Below are 22,616 nucleotides of genomic sequence, written 5' to 3'. Positions count from 1 at the left end.
ACAGAAACATACACTCTAAACCCTGCCAACATATCAAAACGTTGTTTCATTTCATGTGATTGATAGCGCACTTTGTTAGAAAAGGTGTGTGAATGACGTATGAGCCTGGCTGTATTTTCAATATCTTATCCCTGCCACTAATGATCTACTTTTTTGTGTTTTTATCTATCTAATTGTTTTAAATGATTTTATTGAAACAAATTTTGCGATTTATATGCGCTAGCGTGATCGCACTTACACTTTTGATAATAAGATGCGGAAAAAGTGAAACATCGTTTTAGTTATAATTGAAAACACATTCAGGGAGGGATATCATGAGCGCATAAGATAAAACGGAACAGCGTTTTGCTATTCGTTTAAGCATTCACGGTCAATTTATCACTGGAGGTAAATGTGGACGTAAGACAAAGTATCCATAGTGCGCATGCGAAAACCCTGGACACTCAGGGGCTGCGTAATGAGTTTTTGGTCGAAGAAGTGTTTGTCGCAGATGAATACACCATGGTCTACAGCCACATCGACCGCATCATTGTTGGCGGCATTATGCCAGTGGCCAAAACCGTCTCTGTGGGTGGCGAAGTCGGCAAACAGCTGGGCGTAACCTATTTCCTCGAACGTCGTGAGCTGGGTGTGATCAATATCGGCGGCCCGGGCACGATTACCGTTGACGGCCAGTGCTATGAAATTGGTCATCGCGACGCGCTGTACGTCGGAAAAGGGGCAAAAGAAGTGGTATTCGCCAGTATTGATACGGCGAAACCGGCGAAGTTTTACTACAACTGCGCGCCGGCACACACGACTTACCCAACTAAGAAAGTCACGCCTGCAGACGTTGCGCCAGTGACGCTGGGCGATAACCTCACCAGTAACCGTCGTACCATCAACAAATACTTTGTGCCGGATGTTCTGGAAACCTGCCAGTTGAGCATGGGTCTGACTGAACTGGCACCGGGTAACCTGTGGAACACCATGCCGTGTCATACCCATGAACGTCGTATGGAAGTCTATTTCTACTTCAATATGGAAGAAGACACCTGCGTCTTCCACATGATGGGTCAGCCTCAGGAAACGCGTCATATTGTGATGCACAACGAGCAGGCGGTGATTTCTCCAAGCTGGTCTATTCACTCCGGTGTCGGCACAAAAGCTTATACGTTCATTTGGGGCATGGTCGGCGAAAACCAGGTCTTTGATGATATGGACCATGTTGCAGTAAAAGATCTGCGCTAGTTGCGGGCGACAGCCGTGCCTGCTGCGGCGGGCATTATAAAAAAATTAAGGATTTACAATGATTTTGAATGCATTCTCTCTTGAAGGTAAAGTCGCCGTTGTGACCGGTTGTGACACAGGTTTGGGTCAGGGTATGGCGCTGGGCCTGGCTGAAGCGGGCTGCGATATCGTCGGTATCAACATTGTTGAACCGACAGAAACCATCGAACGCGTGACCGCACTGGGCCGCCGTTTTTTAAGCCTGACCGCCGATCTGCGTCAAATCGATGGTATTCCGGCACTGCTGGAGCGCGCAGTGGCAGAATTCGGCCATATCGATATTCTGGTCAACAACGCGGGTCTTATCCGTCGTGACGATGCGATCGACTTCAGCGAAAAAGACTGGGATGACGTGATGAACCTGAACATTAAGAGCGTGTTCTTTATGTCTCAGGCCGCGGCGAAGCACTTTATCGCTCAGGGTAACGGCGGCAAAATTATCAATATCGCCTCTATGCTTTCCTTCCAGGGCGGGATCCGCGTGCCGTCTTACACCGCATCTAAAAGCGGCGTAATGGGTGTTACCCGTCTGATGGCGAACGAGTGGGCAAAACATAACATCAACGTCAACGCGATTGCACCGGGTTACATGGCGACGAATAACACTCAACAGCTGCGTGCTGATGAGCAGCGTAGCGCAGAGATCCTCGATCGTATCCCGGCGGGTCGTTGGGGTCTGCCGAGCGATCTGATGGGGCCTGTCGTGTTCCTGGCGTCCAGCGCATCTGACTATATCAACGGCTATACCGTTGCAGTAGATGGCGGCTGGCTGGCACGTTAATTCGCTTTCCAGAACCGTTAAACCCTGCCCTCTGGCAGGGTTTTTTTATATTCGGATCATTAAAATCCATATTGTGGTTATAAATTATTCCATATTAAATTTCATACGTATAAATTTATTGTTTTTAATATTCTTTAATATCAACGAATTAAATTTAATTGAGTAATTGTCGGTAAATTTTAAAATTGGAATATCCATCACATAACCATGTGGTGTAGCTATTTAATCCATGTTTTTGCCGTTTCCCGCCTGACGCTTCCTGCAAGGGATCCCTTACTTTCAATGGCATGGTTACTCTGTATCTGGCAGGAAAAAATGGTCTCAATAAATAATGATGCTGCTTTAGCGCCGCGCCCAGTGCGCGATACGCGACGTATGAATATGTTTGTTTCTATCTCTGCGGCTGTCGCAGGGTTGTTATTCGGCCTGGATATTGGCGTGATTGCTGGCGCGTTGCCTTTTATCACCGATCACTTTGTGTTGACCAGCCGCCTGCAGGAGTGGGTGGTAAGCAGCATGATGCTGGGTGCGGCAATTGGTGCGCTGTTTAACGGTTGGTTGTCATTCCGCCTGGGGCGCAAATACAGCCTGATGGCGGGCGCGATCCTTTTCGTCGTCGGATCACTGGGCTCGGCGTTTGCCTCCAGCGTAGAAATGCTCATTTTTGCCCGCGTGGTGCTGGGCGTAGCGGTGGGGATCGCGTCTTACACCGCACCGCTCTATCTCTCTGAAATGGCCAGCGAAAACGTGCGTGGCAAGATGATCAGTATGTATCAGCTGATGGTGACGCTGGGCATCGTTCTGGCCTTTTTGTCCGATACCGCGTTCAGCTACAGCGGTAACTGGCGCGCTATGCTGGGCGTGCTGGCGCTTCCGGCTGTATTGCTGATTATTCTGGTTGTTTTCTTGCCCAACAGCCCGCGCTGGCTGGCGGAGAAAGGTCGCCACATCGAAGCTGAAGAAGTACTGCGCATGTTGCGCGATACGTCAGAAAAAGCCCGCGATGAGCTGAACGAAATCCGTGAAAGCCTGAAGCTGAAGCAAGGTGGTTGGGCGCTGTTTAAAATTAACCGTAACGTGCGTCGTGCGGTTTTCCTCGGAATGTTACTGCAGGCGATGCAGCAGTTCACCGGGATGAACATCATCATGTACTACGCGCCGCGCATTTTTAAAATGGCGGGTTTTACCACCACAGAGCAGCAGATGATTGCCACGCTGGTAGTTGGCTTAACGTTTATGTTCGCCACCTTTATTGCCGTCTTTACGGTCGACAAAGCAGGACGTAAACCGGCGCTGAAAATTGGTTTCAGCGTAATGGCCATCGGGACGCTGGTGCTTGGTTATTGCCTGATGCAGTTTGATAACGGCACGGCTTCCAGTGGGCTATCCTGGCTGTCAGTTGGCATGACGATGATGTGTATTGCAGGCTATGCAATGAGCGCCGCGCCGGTGGTGTGGATCCTGTGTTCGGAAATTCAGCCACTGAAATGCCGTGATTTTGGTATTACCTGCTCCACCACTACCAACTGGGTGTCGAACATGATCATTGGCGCAACGTTCCTGACGCTGCTCGACAGCATTGGTGCCGCCGGTACGTTCTGGCTTTATACCGCGCTGAACGTTGTGTTTATCGGTATTACGTTCTGGCTGATTCCAGAAACCAAAAACGTCACGCTGGAGCATATCGAACGTAAGCTGATGGCGGGCGAGAAGTTAAGAGATATTGGGGTGTAAGTCAGACAAGCATGCCGGATGGCGCTTCAGCCTTGTCCGGCCGGCGAGTGGAGTCTCTTATAGGCCGGGAAAGCGTCAACGCGACCCGGTTTTTTTATTTAGCGCCTTACCCGTGCAGAAAATCTTCGCGAATTGGGGTAAAGGTATCCAGCAGCGTTCCCGGTTTTAAACAGACGCAGCCATGCATAATGTTGGGCTGTTTATACAGGGTATCGCCCGCCCTAACGATATGTTTCTCTTCGCCGATGGTAAATTCAAACTCACCGGACAACACGTAAGTCAGCTGCTCGTGCGGATGATTGTGCATCGGGCCGATTGCGCCTTGCTCGAAGTTCACCTCAACCGCCATCATGTTACCGTCGTGAGCAAGAATACGCCGGGTAACGCCATTGCCCAGATCGTCAAGCGTGGTCTCTTTATGAAAAATAAACATCCGGCCTTCCTGTGATTAATTAAAACAATGTTTCATTAAACCTATATCAGAAAATTAAAAAAAGAAATGCACACCAACAGATGTGGAAAGTTGATCACATCTTTGGTTCACTGGAGAGACAACAACGAGTCAGGGGAAATGATGAAAACGATCGGTCTGTTAGGCGGTATGAGCTGGGAATCTACCATTCCTTATTATCGACTCATTAATGAAGGCATAAAACAGCGTCTGGGCGGTCTGCATTCTGCGCAGATTCTGTTGCACAGCGTGGATTTTCACGAGATTGAATTCTGCCAGTCAAGCGGTGACTGGCAGCGAGCCGGTGAGATCCTCGCGCAGGCCGCCACAGGGCTACAGCAAGCCGGGGCGCAAGGAATTGTGCTGTGTACCAATACCATGCACAAAGTTGCTGAGGCGATTGAAAGCGCCTGTGATGTGCCGTTTCTGCATATTGCTGACGCGACGGGGCGGGCGATACAAAAGCAGCAGATGAACAACGTGGCGCTACTGGGTACGCGTTACACCATGGAGCAGGATTTTTACCGCGGGCGTTTGCAGACTGAATTCGGCATTAGCACGTTGATCCCTGAAGCTGATGATCGTCAGAAAATAAACCAGATTATTTTCGATGAGCTGTGTCTCGGTGAATTCAGCGAGGCTTCCCGCGATTATTACCTGGGCGTCATCGACCAACTGGCGAAACAGGGGGCGCAAGGGGTGATCTTTGGCTGTACCGAGATAGGTCTGCTGGTTCCCACCGAGCTAAGCCCACTACCGGTTTTCGACACCGCGGCAATCCATGCGCAAGATGCGGTGGCGTTTATGCTTTCGGCTGTGGATGCAAAATAGCCTCCAGCGGGTCAATAAGCCTCGGTAGATGGGCCTGCAGATGCGCCGTAAAAGCATCAACCAGCGCCGAGGCGGGGCGATGAAGCGGGTGAATCAGGCTGACTGTAAAGGGTACCGAAATACTGAAGCGGCGGATAACGACTCCGCTGCTGGCGTAATCCAGCGCGGTCAGTGGGTTCACCACCGAGATCCCCACGCCTGCCCGTACCATTGCACAAATTGAAGCGGCGCTATGGGTTTCAATCACCATGCGGCGCTTCACCTGGTGCTCATTAAACAGGGTATCCAGTAGCTGACGGTAGCTGTCGGTGCGCGACAGGCTGATGTAGTTTTCTCCCTGAAAATCCTGCGGCGTTAACACCGCTTTCTTAGTCAGCGGATGGCCCTGCGGCAGCACGCACACTTCATCCAGCGCCAGCAATTCGGTGCGTTTCGTTCCGGCAGGCGTATGCAGCGTTTCCGTTAACCCCAGATCGTGGCGCTGCGCCGACAGCCACTCTTCCAGCAGCGGTGACTCCTGCGGCACTATCTGAATATTGACCTGTGGATAGCGTGCGAGGAATGGCTGCAGCAGCGGCGGTAAAAAAGACTGTGAGAATACCGGCAGGCAAACAATCGACAATTCGCCCTGGCGAAACTCGCGCAGGCTTTCGGCGGCGCTCACAATTCTGTCCAGGCCATACCACGAACGTTGCACCTCTTCAAACAGACGTAACCCTTGCACGGTTGGATGCAGTCGGCCACGCGTACGTTCAAACAGCGTTAATCCCAGCACTTTCTCGAATCGGGCCAGTTCCCGGCTGACGGTGGGCTGCGAGGTATGTAGCATGCGCGCAGCTTCTGTCAGATTACCTGCCGTCATGATGGCGTGAAAAATTTCGATGTGTCGCAGGTTAACGGCGGGCATGGGCAATCCTCGAATGAATCAATCCATATCATTTTTGCATAGACTTACGATAAAACGATATTTTTTATTCTTTTCGGGCTGTGGCGTAATCATAAAAAAGCCAATATCGGAGCACACTATGCCACGCCCACTCAATAGTACTGACACTGACCTGACCGCCGACAACCTGCTACGCCTGCCTGCCGAATTCGGCTGCCCGGTGTGGGTCTATGATGCGCAGATTATCCGCGGGCAGATTGCCAAATTGAGTCAGTTTGACGTGGTGCGTTTCGCCCAGAAGGCATGTTCGAATATTCATATTTTGCGCCTGATGCGCGAGCAGGGCGTGAAGGTTGATTCCGTCTCGCTTGGCGAAATTGAACGTGCGCTGGCGGCAGGCTTCGTACCGGGGAAAGATGAAATCGTCTTTACCGCCGATATGATTGATGAAGCGACGCTCGCGCGGGTGCATGAATTGAGCATTCCGGTAAATGCCGGGTCGGTGGATATGTTGGAACAACTGGGCCAGGTCTCGCCGGGCCATCGCGTGTGGCTACGCGTAAACCCTGGCTTTGGGCATGGGCACAGTCAGAAAACCAATACCGGCGGCGAAAACAGCAAGCACGGGATCTGGTATAGCGATCTTCCCGCGGCGCTGGAGGTGATTCAGCGCTATAAGCTGAAGCTGGTGGGGATTCATATGCATATCGGCTCCGGCGTGGACTATGCGCATCTGGAGCAGGTGTGCGGTGCGATGGTGCTCCAGGTGGTTGAATTTGGTCAGGATCTGGAGGCGATCTCCGCAGGTGGTGGTTTATCAATCCCGTATCGCGAAGGCGAAGAGGCGATCGATACCGATCACTACTTTGGATTGTGGAACGCTGCGCGTGAACAGATTGCTAAACACCTGGGTCACCCGATCGCGCTTGAGATAGAGCCTGGTCGTTTTCTGGTCGCGGAAGCTGGCGTGTTAGTGGCGCAGGTACGTAGCGTAAAAGAAATGGGCAGCCGTCACTTTGTGCTGATCGATGCGGGCTTCAACGATCTAATGCGCCCGGCCATGTACGGTAGTTATCACCATATCTCCGCGCTGGCAGGGGATGGCCGCTCTCTGGAACACACCCCAAAACGGGAAACCGTGGTAGCCGGGCCGCTGTGCGAATCTGGCGACGTGTTTACCCAGCAGGAGGGCGGAAATGTGGAAACCCGTCTGTTGCCTGCGGTGGTGCCGGGCGATTATCTGGTGCTGCATGATACCGGGGCGTACGGCGCGTCAATGTCGTCAAACTACAATAGCCGTCCGCTGCTGCCGGAAGTTTTGTTCGATAACGGCGTGGCGCGGCTGATTCGCCGTCGCCAGACCATTGATGAGCTGTTAGCGCTGGAATTAATCTGATTACAGCGTTGTGAAATGCCGGATGGCGCTACGCTTATCCGGCCTACAAGATTAACTGCGCCGCCATCCGGCATTTGATTACTTAAAGTATGGCCCGAGCGTTACTGAGTCACGTAGTACCAGTTTGCCGGTAAACGGTGGGATTGGCTCGACGCTCTCGCCGTTGGCCAGCCGAATAGCCTGGTCGATTGCCGTGGTTATCATGGTATCAATCGGTAGATAAACGGTAGACAGCCCCGGCTCCAGCCATTTGGCGCTGGGCGCATCATCAAAACCAAACAGTGAGACGTCCGTTGGGATCCTCAGCCCGGCCTGATGTAACGCTTTTGATGCGCCTAATGCCATGTCATCGTTACAGGCGAACAGGGCGCTAAATTTTACCCCTTCCTCCAGCAGTTCACGGCAGGCCTCATAGCCTCGCGTCATCGTGGAGTCGCCGTATTTGACCTTATCGGGATCCCAGGGAATACCGTTTTTTTCCAGCGCCTTACGATACCCCATCAGGCGGGATTTACCGGTAGGCGTATGACCTGGCACAGTGATACAAGCAATATCGCTATGGCCCTGGGAGATCAGGTAATTGACCGCCTGATAGGCCGCGTCTTCCTGTTCAAAGAAAATTGCGCGATCGCGGGCCTGGCTGACATCACGGTTGATGACCAGCAAGGGCATAGCAATGCTGTTCATCAACGACATAATCGCCTTTTCACTCATATAGCGGGTATAGAGAATAATGGCGTCGCACTGCCTGTCCGCCAGCATTTGCACGGCTTCCTGCTCACGCTCTGGTGTGTCGTGTCCGTCGGTGACGATCAACTGCTTGCCGTGAGATTCCGTCTGGCGTGAAGCCTGTTGCAGCAGGCGGCCAAAGTAGAATCCATCAAATGTGGAAACTACCAGACCAATGCTGTTGCTGGTGCGGTTTGCCAAAGAGCGCGCTAAAAAATTAGGCCGATAATCAAGTGCCTGCATGGCCTTAAACACTTTCTGGCGCGTGCTCTCTTTTACCTGACCCGTGCCATTCAGTACGCGCGAAACGGTCGCTTTTGAGACGCCTGCGTGTCGTGAAACGTCCAACATCGTAGTCATAACGCTATCCTGGTTATTCGTTTGACGATGAATTCCCCGGCTCTGTCAGCGTCGAAACGGAATGGCGGCGCACCAGAGTTGGGTTAAAAACGTGGGTAATTTCAGGCACGGGACGCTTCTCCGCCAGCGCGAGCGCCAGTTCGGCAGCCTGGGTTGCCATCGTCACGATCGGGTAGCGCACCGTGGTCAGACGCGGGCGCACGTAGCGGGAAACCAGCACATCATCAAAACCAATCAGCGAGATTTCTCCCGGCACATCAATGCCGTTATCATTCAATACGCCCATGGCACCAGCCGCCATTGAGTCGTTGTAGCAGGCTACCGCAGTGAAGTTTTTGCCACGGCCAAGTAACTCTGTCATGGCCTGCTCACCGCCGCTTTCATCCGGTTCACCAAACGTTACCAGTCGATCGCTGACAGGAATATTGCTCTCTGCCAGCGCGTCGTAATAGCCTTGCAGACGATCTTCCGCATCTGAAATCGTGTGATTGGAGCACAGATAGCCAATGCGTGTATGGCCCTGCTGAATGAGGTGTCGGGTCGCGAGCCATGCGCCGAAACGGTCATCAAGGGCAACGCAGCGTTGTTCGAATCCCGGCAGAATTCGGTTAATCAATACCATGCCGGGGATTTGCTTCATGAGTGATGCCAGCTCAGCATCCGGGATAATTTTTGCGTGGACAACAAGGGCTGCGCAGCGGTGGCGAATGAGCTGTTCAATCGCCTGTCGTTCCTTCTGTTCGTTATGGTAGCCGTTACCAATCAGTAAAAAATTACCGGTGTTATACGCCACCTGCTCGACAGCTTTAACCATTGCCCCAAAAAATGGATCGGACACATCACCTACCACCAGACCGATGGTTTCAGTGGATTGTTGTGCCAGCGCACGTGCATTGGCGTTGGGGTGGTAGCTGAGTGATTCCATTGCACTCGTTACGGCCAGGCGCGATGCTTCGCTGGCTTTAGGGGAATCATTAATCACTCGAGAAACGGTGGCGACTGATACACCAGCTAGTCGGGCTACATCCTTTATGGTCGCCATGATAGTACCTGTTGTGGGTAAACGCTTACATTCCGTCAGTGTTACGGAAAATGGCTGGCTGTTCAAGCAGATTGCCCGTCAGAACGTCGCAAATGTGAGCGCACACGAGCGAAGTAAGACAGAAAATAGAAAATGCTAATTTTTGCTTACACTTTGCGATGTGCTGTTGCGATTGTTCGCTGGTGAGAGAACTGAGCAGATTGCTAGAGTTGAGATCCCAGAGGTATTGATAGGTGAAATCAACTTTCGGGTTGATCACTAGAATTACACCAGCCTGCGCAGATGCGCAGGTTTTTTTTTACCTTCAGCCTATCTGTAACAGTAACCGATAATTTACACAACTCGTTGCATTTGGGTTCATTCCTTTGCGTTTTCGCACTGGCGTATCTGGCTGCTGACGACCACAATCAAGATCCCAGAGGTATTGATTGGTGAGATTATTCGGTACGCACTTCGTACCTGTCTCTTGCACCAACCTGCGCGGATGCGCAGGTTTTTTTTCGGATTGTATTTACCAGTTACCTGTCGCGCCAATTCCCCAACTCGTATACTCTCCCACCATTGATGTTTATATAATTAATGGCACAGGGAGTTGAGATGCTATTTGGCTTTTTTCGTAATCTGTTTCGCGTGCTTTTCCGCGTTCGCGTCACGGGCGATGTCAGCGCGCTACAGGGAGAACGCGTTCTAATCACTCCCAACCATGTCTCATTTATAGACGGCATCCTGTTGGCGCTCTTTTTACCGATTCGTCCCGTCTTCGCTGTTTACACCTCGATCAGCCAGCAATGGTATATGCGCTGGCTAACCCCGCTGATTGATTTTGTACCGTTAGATCCAACCAAACCGATGTCGATTAAACATCTGGTTCGTCTGGTCGAACAGGGCCGTCCGGTGGTTATTTTCCCGGAAGGACGTATTTCGACCTCCGGCTCGTTAATGAAAATTTATGACGGCGCGGGGTTTGTTGCCGCTAAGTCGGGGGCGACGGTGGTTCCTGTGCGCATTGAAGGCGCGGAGCTTTCCCGCTTTAGCCGCCTGAAAGGTTTGGTTAAACAGCGATTCTTCCCGCGCATCCGCTTACACATCCTACCGCCCACACAACTGCCGATGCCGGAAGCTCCGCGTGCTCGCGATCGCCGCAAAATTGCCGGAGAGATGCTGCATCAAATTATGATGGAAGCACGCATGGCGGTTCGTCCGCGTGAAACGCTATACGAGTCGCTGCTGGCGGCGAAATACCGTTTTGGCGCAGGCAAAAACTGCATTGAAGATGTTAACTTTACCCCGGACAGCTACCGCAAACTGCTGACAAAGACGCTCTTTGTGGCCCGTATTCTGGAAAAATACAGCGTCGAAGGTGAAAAAATCGGCCTGATGCTGCCAAACGCGGGGATCAGCGCGGCGGTTATTTTTGGCGCCATTGCGCGTCGACGCATTCCGGCCATGATGAACTACACCGCGGGCGTGAAAGGATTAACCAGCGCCATTACTGCGTCTGAAATTAAAACGATCTTCACATCCCGACAGTTTCTCGATAAAGGCAAACTCTGGCATTTACCGGAACAGCTCACCCAGGTGCGTTGGGTTTATCTGGAAGACTTAAAAGCTGATGTGACCTTCAGCGATAAGCTGTGGATTTTCTCACATCTGCTGGCACCGCATCTGGCGCAGGTGAAGCAGCAGCCGGAAGACGCTGCGGTGATCCTCTTTACTTCTGGCTCAGAAGGCCATCCGAAAGGTGTGGTTCACAGTCATAAAAGCATTCTGGCGAACGTTGAGCAGATCAAAACGATTGCCGATTTCACCGCCGATGACCGTTTTATGTCGGCGCTGCCGCTGTTCCACTCCTTTGGCCTGACGGTGGGATTATTCACGCCGCTACTGACTGGCGCAGAAGTGTTTCTTTATCCCAGCCCGCTGCATTACCGCATTGTGCCAGAGCTGGTATACGACCGGAACTGCACCGTGTTGTTTGGTACTTCAACGTTCCTCGGCAACTACGCGCGTTTTGCGCATCCGTACGATTTCCACCGCCTGCGCTATGTGGTGGCGGGAGCGGAAAAACTTCAGGACAGCACAAAGCAGCTGTGGCAGGAGAAATTTGGCCTGCGCGTTCTTGAAGGCTATGGCGTGACGGAATGTGCGCCGGTTGTGTCGATTAACGTACCAATGGCGGCAAAATCGGGAACGGTAGGGCGCATCTTGCCTGGTATGGATGCTCGACTGTTGGCCGTTCCGGGAATTGAGGACGGTGGGCGTTTACAGCTGAAAGGTCCTAATATTATGAGCGGCTATTTGCGCGTCGAAAAACCTGGCGTGCTGGAAGTGCCGACAGCAGAGAATGCGCAAGGTGAGATTGAGCGCGGCTGGTATGACACCGGAGACATCGTGCGCTTTGATGAAAACGGCTTTGTACAGATTCAGGGGCGCGCTAAGCGTTTCGCTAAAATTGCCGGAGAGATGGTTTCGCTGGAAATGGTTGAGCAACTGGCATTGGCGGTATCCGCAGACAAAATGCACGCCACGGCGATCAAGAGTGATGCCAGCAAAGGTGAGGCGCTGGTGCTGTTCACTACCGACAGCGAACTGACACGTGAAAAACTACAGCAGTATGCGCGGGCGCACGGTGTACCTGAACTCGCCGTACCGCGTGATATTCGCCATCTGAAGCAACTCCCCTTACTCGGCAGCGGTAAGCCGGATTTTGTTACGCTGAAAAGCTGGGTCGATGAGCCGGAAAAACAACATGAGTGAGTCAGTGCACACTAACACTTCAATCTGGTCCAAAGGGATGATGTCCGTTATCGCCGCGCAGTTTCTGTCGGCGTTTGGCGATAATGCGTTGCTGTTTGCTACGCTGGCGTTGCTGAAAGAACAATTCTATCCGGACTGGAGTCAGCCAATCCTGCAAATGGTGTTTGTGGGCGCTTACATTCTGTTTGCTCCCTTTGTGGGACAGGTGGCGGATAGCTTTGCCAAAGGCAGAGTGATGATGTTCGCGAACGCTCTGAAACTGCTGGGCGCGGCGAGTATTTGCTTCGGCATTAATCCGTTTCTTGGGTATACGCTGGTGGGGATCGGCGCGGCGGCATATTCACCGGCCAAGTACGGCATTCTCGGTGAACTGACTACCGGCGACAAACTGGTGAAGGCTAACGGCCTGATGGAAGCCTCCACCATTGCCGCGATTTTGCTCGGATCTGTCGCCGGCGGCGTTCTGGCCGACTGGCACGTGATTGCCGCGCTTTCTGCCTGTGCCCTGGCCTATGCTGGGGCGGTGATGGCTAACCTGTATATCCCGAAACTGGCTGCGGCTCGTCCTGGCCAGTCCTGGCATCTGGGGAAAATGACGCGCAGTTTCTTCTGTGCCGCCTCCTCGCTTTGGCGCAACGGTGAAACACGCTTCTCGCTGGTGGGAACCAGCCTTTTTTGGGGCGCGGGCGTTACGCTGCGTTTTCTGCTGGTGCTGTGGGTCCCGGTGGCGCTCGGCATCACCGATAACGCCACACCGACCTACCTCAATGCCATGGTAGCAATCGGGATTGTGGTCGGTGCGGGTGCGGCAGCGAAGCTGGTAACGCTGGAAACCGTTTCGCGCTGTATGCCTGCGGGGATCCTGATTGGCGTCGTGGTGCTGATTTTCTCTCTTCAACATTCGCTGCTTCCGGCCTACGCATTGCTGATGCTTATCGGCGTGTCGGGTGGCTTCTTTGTGGTGCCGCTGAATGCGTTGCTGCAGGAACGGGGTAAGAAAAGCGTCGGCGCGGGTAATGCGATAGCGGTGCAAAACCTGGGCGAAAACAGCGCGATGCTGTTGATGCTCGGTATTTACTCACTGGCGGTGCTGGTGGGGATCCCGGCTGTTGCGATTGGTATTGGATTTGGTGCGCTGTTTGCGCTGGCGATTGCGGCGCTGTGGATTTGGCAGCGCCGCCATTAGTCTGTTGTATGCTGTTGCCGGATGGCGGCGTTACCGTATACGGCCTACAGGATGCTCACTTTGTAGGCCTGATAAGCGTAGCGCCATCAGGCGCTAACTGTTACGGTGCAGGATAGGTATACACCTGATGCACCGCTTCAATCTCCGCCAGTACTTCTTCGCTCAACTCCAGATGCAGACTTTCAACGTTGGTTTTTAGCTGCTCCATCGTCGTGGCGCCCAGCAAAGTGCTGGCGACAAACGGCTGACGACGCACGAATGCCAGCGCCATTTGCGCAGGATCCAGATTATGGCGTTTCGCGATATCCACATAGGCCGCAACGGCTTTCTGCGTCTGCTCGCCGCTGTAGCGCGTGAAACGGCTAAACAACGTATTGCGTGCACCGGCAGGTTTCGCGCCGTTCAGGTATTTCCCGGTTAACGTACCGAAGCCCAGGCAAGAGTAGGCCAGCAGCTCAACGCCTTCATACTGGCTCACTTCAGCCAGTCCAACCTCAAAGCTGCGGTTCAGCAGGCTGTAGGGGTTCTGGATGGTGGCGATGCGTGGCAGATCGTGTTTGTCCGCCAGGTGCAGATAGCGCATCACGCCAAACGCGGTTTCATTAGAAACGCCGATGTAGCGAATTTTCCCAGCGCGCTGAAACTCGGCTAGTGCGTCCAGCGTATCGAGAAGGGAAACGACCGGCGCGGAGTCTGTCCAGCTGTAACCTAACTTACCAAAACAGTTGGTCGGGCGCTGTGGCCAGTGAACCTGATACAGATCCAGATAATCGGTTTTCAGTCTTTTCAGGCTGTCGTGCAGCGCTTCACGGATATTTTTACGGTCCAGCGCCTGATTCGGTCGAATGCCGCTGTCGTTGTTACGTGATGGTCCGCTGACCTTAGACGCAACGATCAGCTTTTCGCGGCTGCCGTGTTTGGCGAGCCAGTTACCTACGTAGGTTTCGGTGAGACCCTGGGTTTCAGGACGCGGCGGTACTGGATACATCTCGGCAACGTCGATCAAATTAATGCCCTGTGCTACGGCATAATCGAGCTGTGCATGTGCGTCGGCTTCGCTGTTTTGTTCACCAAACGTCATTGTGCCCAGCCCCAGTGTACTGACTTCCAGCGAGCTGTGGGGTATACGGTGATATTGCATAGCCGTTTCCTTTTTATAATCACGACATAAGGATTATAAAAATGGCTGAGGGAAGAGAAAAAGGGAAGTAAAATTGTTAAGGCCAGCGCACTGCTGACCTCAACCATCAGCGTTCAATGATTTGAGACACATCATCACGGTTAATCTGCATCGCATTGCCCTGCTGGTCGTGATAGCTCACCAGACCGGTATCATCGTCAATTTCTGGTTTTCCATCGGTCAGGATCATTCGACCATCTTTTGTCGCCATTACATAATCGCTGCTGCATCCGGAAACGGCAAAAGCCAGTCCTACGGCGGAAATCAAAACTGCCCATTTTTTCATCTGCTTATCCTCACATGGCCTGCGTCTGACAATAGTTTAGTAATAACGCGAAGTTGTGCAGGGTGAAAGCAGTAAAATCTTAAACTGTGAGAAGGGGTAGGTGTGGCTGGCATTCGCTCCCCTTGCGGGGAGCGATGGATTTCATCAGAGCGGATTTTTTTTATTACGCCACAGGTTCAGGGTCTCTACCGCGATAGAGAAGAACATGGCGAAATAGATATATCCTTTCGGAACGTGGACGTCGAAACTTTCCAGAATCAGCGTAAAACCGACCAGAATCAGAAACGAGAGCGCCAGCATTTTCACCGAAGGGTGGCGATCGACAAACTCACCAATCGGGCGAGCAGCAAACATCATCACGCCTACGGCAATCACCACCGCCGCCATCATGATAAACAGATGATCGGACAAACCAACCGCAGTAATCACGGAATCCAGACTGAAGATAATGTCTAACAACATGATCTGTACAATCGCGCCCAGGAAAGAAGATACGCGGGTTTTTAACCCCTCTTCCTCACCTTCAATGGATTCGTGGATCTCTTTACTGGCTTTCCAGATCAGGAACAATCCTCCCAGCAGAAGGATCAGGTCGCGTGCTGATATCGCCTCGCCAAACAGCTCGAATAACGGGTTTGTCAGCCGCGTTACCCAGGCGATAGAAGCCAGCAGTGCCAGACGCATGATCATCGCCGCCGCCAGCCCAATACGTCGGGCATGATTGCGTTGCGCTGTCGGGAGTTTGGCTACAACCAGAGAAAGGAAAATAATATTGTCGATCCCAAGAACGATCTCCAGCAGCGTCAGCGTACCGAGCGCAAGCCAGGCGTTAGGATCGGTTATCCATGCAAATAACATCGAACAAAGTCCTGCCAAAAAAAAGAAGCGGTAATTATAGGCCCGTAACGCGGCGGGTGAAAGGCCGGACGGTGCCTATTGCGCCTGGAACAAGAAATGTCGCTCAAGCAATGCGCGGGTGAAGTTCTTTTTCAGGTAAAAGCCGCGTGGCAGGGTCAGGATGGGTTCGCCGTTGGCGCCAATGGCCTCGGTAAGCGCGCGGGCGTTGGCGGCTTTAGGACGCAGTTGCAGTACTTCCCCATGGCGAGCGGTGATGCGTTCGACATGACCTAACACAATCATGTCCATTAACTCTTCCCAGTCCAGACGCAATTGCCGGTCTTCTTCTTCATTCGGGCTCCACAGCAGGGGAGAGCCGACGCGGCGCTCAGCCAGAGGGATGCTGCGTTCGCCTTCTACCGGGATCCACAGAACACGTTTGAGTTTGTGCCGTACATGGCTGGTTTCCCAGGTGACGCCGGTATTGCCGGTTAACGGCGCCACACACACAAAGGTGGTTTCCAGCGGTCTGCCAAGACTGTCCACAGGGATCGTTTTCAGCTCCACGCCCAGCGCCGCAAAATCCTGCTCTGGTTTACTGCCCGCGCTGGCACCGAGCCAGATTTCCAGCAGGACGCCAATCCAGCCTTTATCGCGCTTAAGATCCTTCGGCGTAACGATTCCCGCCATTGCCGCTAATTCTCCTAACGCGTAGCCCGAAAGCTGCCGTGCCTGGCTCAGCAACTGGGCTTCAGATTCAGGGGGAGAAAGCAACGGACGGAGTTCTGGCATCGGGTTAACCCTTAGGTGAAAAAATGAGCAATGATTTTATACCGTGTGGACAGAGTTTATCTTTTTCCACATGTTTTATTCAATCCTATGATTTATATTGGTTTTTAGATTCACGTTCGCGGAGTTGCGCAACAGCGAAGCGGGTTTTCCAATTCTGGTCACTGACAATGAACAGGATCTTACACCATGTTATCCACAGAAAGATGGGATAACTGTGAAAAACCCCCACTACTGTTTCAATTTACAGCCTTGACGTGCGACGAAAATCGAATTTTCACACAAATTGTGCCTAACTTATTGGCATAATCTGTGGATAAAACCAACGCTGGTCGATCTTTCATCAGCGTGAAGATCGTATGCGTGATGCACATCACATTTCTGTGTGTTAATCTGCGTGGATCGGTTTTAACTTTATGAATGTATAAGAGTATTTTTGATATGTGACGAATGTCTTATTCGGACTGTTCTGGGTTTTCCCATAGTAATTCCGTACTTCTTCACAACTATATCCACAGAAAAGGTGAATAAAATCGCCTTGCTTGCCCTTCTTCTGTTTATAACTCGGCCTTTAACTGTGAGTTATTCAATTGTTATTAGAATATCGCACCCTTAACAGAGTGGTTTACCGCCCCTCAGGAGTGTGAAACAATCGTTTGTATATAAGGTTTATGTTGAGGTAGTCCGGTGATTGATGACGATGGCTACCGCCCGAATGTAGGGATAGTAATTTGTAACCGCCAGGGGCAGGTCATGTGGGCCCGGCGATTTGGTCAGCACTCCTGGCAATTCCCACAAGGTGGGATCAACGCAGGAGAGACAGCAGAGCAGGCGATGTACCGGGAACTCTTTGAAGAAGTGGGTCTCAGTCGTAAAGATGTACGGATCCTTGCTTCTACTCGTAACTGGTTGCGTTACAAGTTACCGAAACGTTTGGTGCGTTGGGACACAAAGCCGGTTTGTATCGGCCAGAAACAAAAATGGTTTCTTCTGCAATTGGTCAGCAGCGATGCTGAAATCAATATGCAAACCAGCAGTACACCTGAGTTCGACGGCTGGCGCTGGGTGAGTTACTGGTATCCGGTTCGACAGGTGGTGTCATTTAAACGCGATGTCTATCGCAGGGTGATGAAAGAATTCGCAAGTGTTGTCATGGCGCTTCAGGAGAGCACTCCTAAACCGCAAAGCGCACCTGCGTACAGACGTAAAAGAGGTTAAGCTACGCAAATTATGCTCACCCGCCTGCGCGAAATAGTCGAAAAGGTGGCCAGTGCTCCGCGTCTGAACGAAGCGCTGAATATACTGGTTACCGACATCTGTCTTGCGATGGATACAGAGGTCTGTTCGGTTTATCTGGCCGATCACGATCGACGTTGTTATTACCTCATGGCGACCCGGGGACTAAAAAAACCACGTGGTCGCACTGTCGCACTCGCGTTTGATGAAGGTATCGTTGGCCTGGTTGGCAGGCTGGCGGAACCTATCAACCTCGCCGATGCGCAAAAACATCCCAGCTTTAAATACATTCCTTCGGTAAAAGAAGAGCGTTTTCGCGCATTCTTAGGCGTACCGATCATTCAGCGTCGCCAGCTTTTAGGCGTGCTGGTGGTGCAGCAGCGTGAACTGCGTCAGTACGATGAAAGTGAAGAGTCTTTCCTCGTCACGCTCGCCACGCAAATGGCGGCCATACTTTCGCAGTCGCAGCTAAACGCGCTGTTCGGTCAATACCGTCAAACGCGCATCCGTGCGCTGCCTGCCGCTCCCGGTGTGGCAATAGCCGAAGGCTGGCAGGATGCGACGCTGCCGCTGATGGAGCAGGTCTACCAGGCTTCAACGCTGGATCCTGTGCTTGAACGCGAGCGACTGACCGGTGCGTTGGAAGAGGCGGCGAACGAATTCCGCCGCTACAGCAAGCGTTTTACCGCTGGGGCGCAGAAAGAAACGGCGGCGATCTTTGATCTTTACTCGCACTTGCTTTCCGATACCCGTCTGCGCCGCGAGCTGTTTGCGGAAGTGGATAACGGTTCGGTGGCCGAGTGGGCGGTTAAAACGATCATTGAAAAGTTTGCCGAACAGTTCGCCGCGCTGAGCGATAACTACCTCAAAGAGCGGGCCGGAGATTTACGCGCGCTGGGCCAGCGTCTGCTGTTCCACCTTGATGACTCTATCCAGGGGCCAAATGCCTGGCCGGAACGCTTTGTGCTGGTGGCGGACGAACTTTCGGCGACCACGCTGGCGGAGCTTCCTCAGGACCGGTTAGTTGGCGTGGTTGTCCGGGACGGCGCAGCCAACTCTCATGCGGCAATTATGGTGCGTGCGCTGGGTATCCCTACCGTTATGGGGGCCGATATCCAGCCGTCGGTGCTGCATCGCCGTACGCTGGTGGTGGACGGTTATCGCGGTGAACTGCTGGTCGATCCGGAACCGGTATTGATCCAGGAATACCAGCGTCTTATCAGTGAAGAAATTGAGCTGAGCCGCCTGGCGGAAGACGACGTCAACCAGCCAGCACAGCTGAAAAGCGGCGAGCGCGTGAAGGTGATGCTCAATGCGGGCCTCAGCCCGGAACATGAAGAAAAGCTGGGTAGCCGAATCGACGGCATTGGCCTGTATCGCACCGAAATTCCGTTCATGCTGCAAAGCGGTTTTCCTTCGGAAGAAGAACAGGTTGCGCAGTACCAGGGTATGCTGCAAATGTTTAACGACAAGCCGGTGACCCTTCGTACGCTGGATGTCGGTGCCGATAAACAGCTGCCCTACATGCCGATCAGTGAAGAGAACCCCTGCCTTGGCTGGCGAGGGATCCGCATAACGCTCGATCAGCCGGAGATCTTTTTGATCCAGGTTCGCGCTATGTTGCGTGCGAATGCGGCAACCGGAAACCTGAGCATTTTGCTGCCGATGGTAACCAGCATCGATGAAGTGGACGAAGCGCGACGTTTGATTGAACGCGCCGGACGCGAAGTGGAGGAGATGATCGGTTACGAGATCCCGAAACCGCGCATTGGCATCATGCTGGAAGTTCCGTCGATGGTGTTCATGCTGCCGCATCTGACAAACCGGATAGACTTTATCTCGGTCGGAACCAACGACCTTACCCAGTACATACTGGCCGTCGATCGTAACAACACACGGGTAGCCAGCATTTATGACAGCCTGCATCCGGGGATGTTGCGTGCGCTGGCGATGATTGCGCAGGAAGCCGAAAGAAGCGGTATCGATTTGCGCCTGTGTGGTGAAATGGCGGGCGACCCGATGTGCGTGGCTATTCTGATCGGTCTCGGTTTCCGTCATTTGTCGATGAACGGTCGTTCTGTCGCCCGCGTAAAATATCTGCTGCGTCATATCGATTTTGATGAGGCGCAAACGCTGGCGCAGCGCAGCCTGGAGGCACAGATGGCAACAGAAGTACGCCATCAGGTAGCGGCCTTCATGGAGCGTCGTGGTATGGGGGGCTTGATTCGCGGGGGATTGTAGGTCTGACAAGCGTAGCGCTATCAGGTATTACGGGGGATAGAGATTACCTATACAGATCTTTTACATCTTCCCGGCATCCGCTTCTAACCCCTTGTGCTATCATTCGCACCTTTGGAGCGCCTGCATTATGCAGGCGCGCTTATCAATTGCTGTCTGACTTCAGCGAAATAACAAGAACTTGTGGTGACAGATGACCAGTAGCTATCTGCATTTTCCGGATTTCGATCCGGTCATTTTCTCAATCGGACCCGTCGCGCTTCACTGGTACGGCTTAATGTATTTGGTGGGGTTTATTTTCGCGATGTGGCTGGCGACGCGCCGCGCGAATCGTCCGGGCAGTGGCTGGACCAAAAATGAAGTAGAAAACTTACTGTATGCGGGCTTCCTCGGGGTTTTCCTCGGTGGGCGTATTGGTTACGTACTGTTCTATAACTTCTCGTTATTCCTCGATAATCCCCTGTATCTGTTCCGCGTCTGGGACGGCGGTATGTCCTTCCACGGTGGACTTATCGGTGTGATCCTGGTGATGATCATCTTTGCCAAACGCACTAAGCGTTCGTTCTTCCAGGTTTCTGATTTCATTGCCCCGCTGATTCCCTTTGGCCTTGGTGCAGGGCGTCTGGGCAACTTTATCAACGGTGAGCTGTGGGGACGCGTTGACCCGAACTTCAAGTACGCCATGCTGTTCCCGGGCTCCCGTACCGAAGATATTTTACTGCTGCAAACTAACCCGCAATGGCAGTCTATTTTTGATACCTACGGCTCGCTGCCACGCCACGCCTCACAGCTTTATGAGATGGCGTTGGAAGGCGTTGTGCTGTTTATCATTCTGAACTTGTACATTCGCAAACCGCGCCCGATGGGCTCGGTATCCGGTCTGTTCCTGATTGGTTATGGCGCGTTTCGTATTATTGTTGAATTCTTCCGCCAGCCGGATGCGCAGTTTACCGGCACCTGGGTACAGTACATCAGCATGGGGCAGATCCTCTCTATCCCGATGATTGTCGCAGGCATTATTATGATGGTTTGGGCGTACCGCCGCAGCCCACAGCAACACGTTTCCTGAGGAACCATGAAACAGTATTTAGAACTGATGCAAAAAGTGCTGGATGAAGGCACACAGAAAAACGACCGTACCGGAACCGGAACGCTTTCCATTTTTGGTCATCAGATGCGTTTTAATCTGCAGGAAGGGTTCCCGCTGGTTACGACTAAACGCTGCCATTTACGCTCGATCATTCATGAGCTGCTGTGGTTCTTGCAGGGCGATACTAACGTTGCCTACCTGCATGAAAACAACGTCTCAATCTGGGACGAATGGGCGGATGAAAACGGTAATTTAGGCCCGGTTTATGGCAAACAATGGCGCGCGTGGCCTACGCCAGATGGTCGCCATATCGACCAGATCACCACCGTGCTAAACCAGCTGAAAAATGATCCGGACTCTCGCCGCATCATCGTTTCAGCATGGAACGTCGGTGAGCTGGATAAAATGGCGCTGGCACCGTGCCATGCGTTCTTCCAGTTCTACGTGGCGGATGGCAAGCTCTCCTGCCAGCTGTATCAGCGTTCGTGCGATGTGTTCCTCGGCCTGCCGTTTAACATTGCCAGCTACGCTTTGCTGGTACACATGATGGCGCAGCAGTGCGATCTGGAAGTGGGTGATTTTGTCTGGACCGGCGGCGACACGCACCTGTACAGCAACCATATGGATCAAACTCATCTGCAGCTTAGCCGTGAACCGCGCGCGCTGCCGAAACTGGTTATCAAACGTAAGCCTGAATCAATCTTTGACTATCGCTTCGAAGACTTCGAAATTGAAGGCTACGATCCGCACCCGGGTATTAAAGCACCGGTAGCTATCTAACCTGTTTCATGCTGTCACAACCGACGCCCATGTGCGTCGGTTTTTTTGTGCACAGAAAACCCCCAGCTAGGCTGGGGGTTCCGGAAAGCTTTCAGCTTTGGGCCAGTTATTAAAACCCCTTTTGATTTGTTAAAACACCTTGCGGTCTGGCAACTGCAAGGGTTAAACAAGAAATCAAAAGGGGGTCCCAATGGGGGACGAAAAGAGCTTAGCGCACACCCGATGGAACTGTAAATATCACATAGTTTTTGCGCCCAAATACCGAAGACAAGCATTCTACGGGGAGAAACGTAGGGCGATAGGCAGCATCTTAAGAAAGCTGTGTGAGTGGAAAAACGTGCGGATCCTGGAAGCGGAATGCTGTGCAGATCATATCCATATGCTTGTGGAAATCCCGCCCAAAATGAGCGTATCCGGTTTTATGGGTTATCTGAAAGGTAAAAGCAGTCTGATGTTGTATGAGCAGTTTGGTGATATGAAGTTTAAATACAGGAACAGGGAGTTCTGGTGTCGTGGGTATTACGTAGATACGGTGGGTAAGAACACAGCAAGGATACAGGAATACATAAAGCACCAGCTTGCAGAGGATAAAATGGGCGAGCAGTTATCGATCCCTTATCCGGGTAGCCCGTTTACGGGCCGTAAGTAACGAAGTCTGATGCAAATGTCAGATCGTATGCGCCTGTTAGGGCGCGGCTGGTAACAGAGCCTTATAGGCGCATCAGAAAAACCTCCGGCTATGCCGGAGGATATTTATT

At 52.4% G+C, this 22,616-nt stretch carries 20 protein-coding genes; 12 read left to right on the top strand and 8 right to left on the bottom strand.

The genetic code is table 11. The annotated features are described in order from the left end of the window. Positions 1 to 393 precede the first annotated feature (393 nt). The 3 genes from kduI (at position 394) to araE (ending at position 3,784) form a co-directional block, all read left to right on the top strand. A complete protein-coding gene (kduI, locus tag OGY08_RS07410) occupies positions 394 to 1,230 on the top strand; it encodes a 5-dehydro-4-deoxy-D-glucuronate isomerase (protein WP_008785720.1) in 837 nt (278 codons plus the stop codon). A 58-nt stretch (positions 1,231 to 1,288) separates the two neighbouring features. Further along, the gene (gene kduD / locus OGY08_RS07405) at positions 1,289 to 2,050 is read left to right on the top strand and encodes a 2-dehydro-3-deoxy-D-gluconate 5-dehydrogenase KduD (RefSeq protein WP_003033923.1); all 762 of its coding nucleotides are present in this window, start codon (positions 1,289 to 1,291) and stop codon (positions 2,048 to 2,050) included. Positions 2,051 to 2,365: 315 nt separating this feature from the next. Continuing rightward, entirely contained in the window at positions 2,366 to 3,784 is a 1,419-nt protein-coding gene (araE, locus tag OGY08_RS07400) for an arabinose-proton symporter AraE (RefSeq protein WP_003033926.1), read from the top strand. Positions 3,785 to 3,890: 106 nt separating this feature from the next. On the opposite strand, the gene OGY08_RS07395 is transcribed toward araE, so the two are convergent. Beyond that, positions 3,891 to 4,217: a cupin domain-containing protein gene (locus tag OGY08_RS07395; protein ID WP_048225407.1), complete on the bottom strand. Its 327-nt coding sequence runs from the start codon at positions 4,215 to 4,217 to the stop codon at positions 3,891 to 3,893. 141 nt (positions 4,218 to 4,358) lie between these two features. Here OGY08_RS07395 and OGY08_RS07390 point away from each other — a divergent pair, with 141 nt between their 5' ends. After that, on the top strand, positions 4,359 to 5,066 hold the full coding sequence (locus OGY08_RS07390) for an aspartate/glutamate racemase (protein ID WP_125363750.1): 708 nt from the start codon (positions 4,359 to 4,361) through the stop codon (positions 5,064 to 5,066). Here the strand turns inward: OGY08_RS07390 and OGY08_RS07385 are convergent. Continuing rightward, entirely contained in the window at positions 5,038 to 5,973 is a 936-nt protein-coding gene (locus OGY08_RS07385; protein ID WP_008785717.1) for a LysR family transcriptional regulator, read from the bottom strand. The genes OGY08_RS07390 and OGY08_RS07385 overlap by 29 nt on opposite strands. 118 nt (positions 5,974 to 6,091) lie before the next feature. Here OGY08_RS07385 and lysA point away from each other — a divergent pair, with 118 nt between their 5' ends. Further along, complete coding sequence (gene lysA / locus OGY08_RS07380; RefSeq protein ID WP_125363749.1) at positions 6,092 to 7,348, top strand: diaminopimelate decarboxylase; 1,257 nt, start codon at positions 6,092 to 6,094, stop codon at positions 7,346 to 7,348. Between the two features lie 78 nt (positions 7,349 to 7,426). Here the strand turns inward: lysA and OGY08_RS07375 are convergent, their stop codons facing one another. Continuing rightward, a complete protein-coding gene (locus OGY08_RS07375) occupies positions 7,427 to 8,437 on the bottom strand; it encodes a LacI family DNA-binding transcriptional regulator (protein ID WP_008785715.1) in 1,011 nt (336 codons plus the stop codon). Positions 8,438 to 8,450: 13 nt separating this feature from the next. Beyond that, on the bottom strand, positions 8,451 to 9,479 hold the full coding sequence (gene galR / locus OGY08_RS07370; RefSeq protein ID WP_048215625.1) for an HTH-type transcriptional regulator GalR: 1,029 nt from the start codon (positions 9,477 to 9,479) through the stop codon (positions 8,451 to 8,453). A 597-nt stretch (positions 9,480 to 10,076) separates the two neighbouring features. On the opposite strand from galR, the gene aas reads away from it, so the two are divergent. Both aas and lplT read left to right on the top strand, forming a co-directional pair. Further along, positions 10,077 to 12,236 (top strand): bifunctional acyl-ACP--phospholipid O-acyltransferase/long-chain-fatty-acid--ACP ligase, encoded by a 2,160-nt coding sequence (aas, locus tag OGY08_RS07365; protein ID WP_003825593.1) that lies wholly within the window; start codon positions 10,077 to 10,079, stop codon positions 12,234 to 12,236. Continuing rightward, a complete protein-coding gene (lplT, locus tag OGY08_RS07360) occupies positions 12,229 to 13,422 on the top strand; it encodes a lysophospholipid transporter LplT (RefSeq protein ID WP_125363748.1) in 1,194 nt (397 codons plus the stop codon). The genes aas and lplT overlap by 8 nt, the downstream gene beginning before the upstream one ends. A 100-nt stretch (positions 13,423 to 13,522) precedes the next feature. Here lplT and OGY08_RS07355 read toward each other — a convergent pair whose 3' ends face one another. The 4 genes from OGY08_RS07355 to mutH all read right to left on the bottom strand — a co-directional run bounded on the left by OGY08_RS07355 (position 13,523) and on the right by mutH (position 16,517). Beyond that, a complete protein-coding gene (locus tag OGY08_RS07355; protein ID WP_003825597.1) occupies positions 13,523 to 14,563 on the bottom strand; it encodes an NADP(H)-dependent aldo-keto reductase in 1,041 nt (346 codons plus the stop codon). A 106-nt stretch (positions 14,564 to 14,669) separates the two neighbouring features. Further along, positions 14,670 to 14,888: a lipoprotein YgdR gene (ygdR, locus tag OGY08_RS07350; RefSeq protein ID WP_000758660.1), complete on the bottom strand. Its 219-nt coding sequence runs from the start codon at positions 14,886 to 14,888 to the stop codon at positions 14,670 to 14,672. A 144-nt stretch (positions 14,889 to 15,032) separates the two neighbouring features. Beyond that, positions 15,033 to 15,746 carry a TerC family protein gene (locus OGY08_RS07345; RefSeq protein ID WP_003033961.1) on the bottom strand — a complete coding sequence of 238 codons (714 nt, stop codon included), beginning with the start codon at positions 15,744 to 15,746 and terminating at the stop codon, positions 15,033 to 15,035. Between the two features lie 75 nt (positions 15,747 to 15,821). Further along, the gene (gene mutH / locus OGY08_RS07340) at positions 15,822 to 16,517 is read right to left on the bottom strand and encodes a DNA mismatch repair endonuclease MutH (RefSeq protein ID WP_003033965.1); all 696 of its coding nucleotides are present in this window, start codon (positions 16,515 to 16,517) and stop codon (positions 15,822 to 15,824) included. Positions 16,518 to 17,201: 684 nt separating this feature from the next. On the opposite strand from mutH, the gene rppH reads away from it, so the two are divergent. The 5 genes from rppH (at position 17,202) to tnpA (ending at position 22,507) form a co-directional block, all read left to right on the top strand. After that, on the top strand, positions 17,202 to 17,732 hold the full coding sequence (gene rppH / locus OGY08_RS07335; RefSeq protein WP_003825602.1) for an RNA pyrophosphohydrolase: 531 nt from the start codon (positions 17,202 to 17,204) through the stop codon (positions 17,730 to 17,732). Positions 17,733 to 17,744: 12 nt separating this feature from the next. Then, positions 17,745 to 19,991 carry a phosphoenolpyruvate--protein phosphotransferase gene (gene ptsP / locus OGY08_RS07330; RefSeq protein WP_003825604.1) on the top strand — a complete coding sequence of 749 codons (2,247 nt, stop codon included), beginning with the start codon at positions 17,745 to 17,747 and terminating at the stop codon, positions 19,989 to 19,991. A gap of 190 nt (positions 19,992 to 20,181) precedes the next feature. Further along, a complete protein-coding gene (gene lgt, locus OGY08_RS07325) occupies positions 20,182 to 21,057 on the top strand; it encodes a prolipoprotein diacylglyceryl transferase (RefSeq protein ID WP_100271949.1) in 876 nt (291 codons plus the stop codon). A gap of 6 nt (positions 21,058 to 21,063) precedes the next feature. Beyond that, entirely contained in the window at positions 21,064 to 21,858 is a 795-nt protein-coding gene (gene thyA / locus OGY08_RS07320) for a thymidylate synthase (RefSeq protein WP_003033990.1), read from the top strand. 190 nt (positions 21,859 to 22,048) lie between these two features. Beyond that, positions 22,049 to 22,507 (top strand): IS200/IS605 family transposase, encoded by a 459-nt coding sequence (gene tnpA / locus OGY08_RS07315; protein WP_057069660.1) that lies wholly within the window; start codon positions 22,049 to 22,051, stop codon positions 22,505 to 22,507. The last annotated feature ends 109 nt before the right edge of the window (positions 22,508 to 22,616 follow it).

Origin of the sequence: Citrobacter sp. Cpo069, from assembly GCF_030332785.1 — a bacterium.
Taxonomy (GTDB): domain Bacteria; phylum Pseudomonadota; class Gammaproteobacteria; order Enterobacterales; family Enterobacteriaceae; genus Citrobacter; species Citrobacter portucalensis.
Note: the sequence above shows the minus strand (reverse complement) of the source record. Positions and strands in the feature narration are given on the sequence as shown.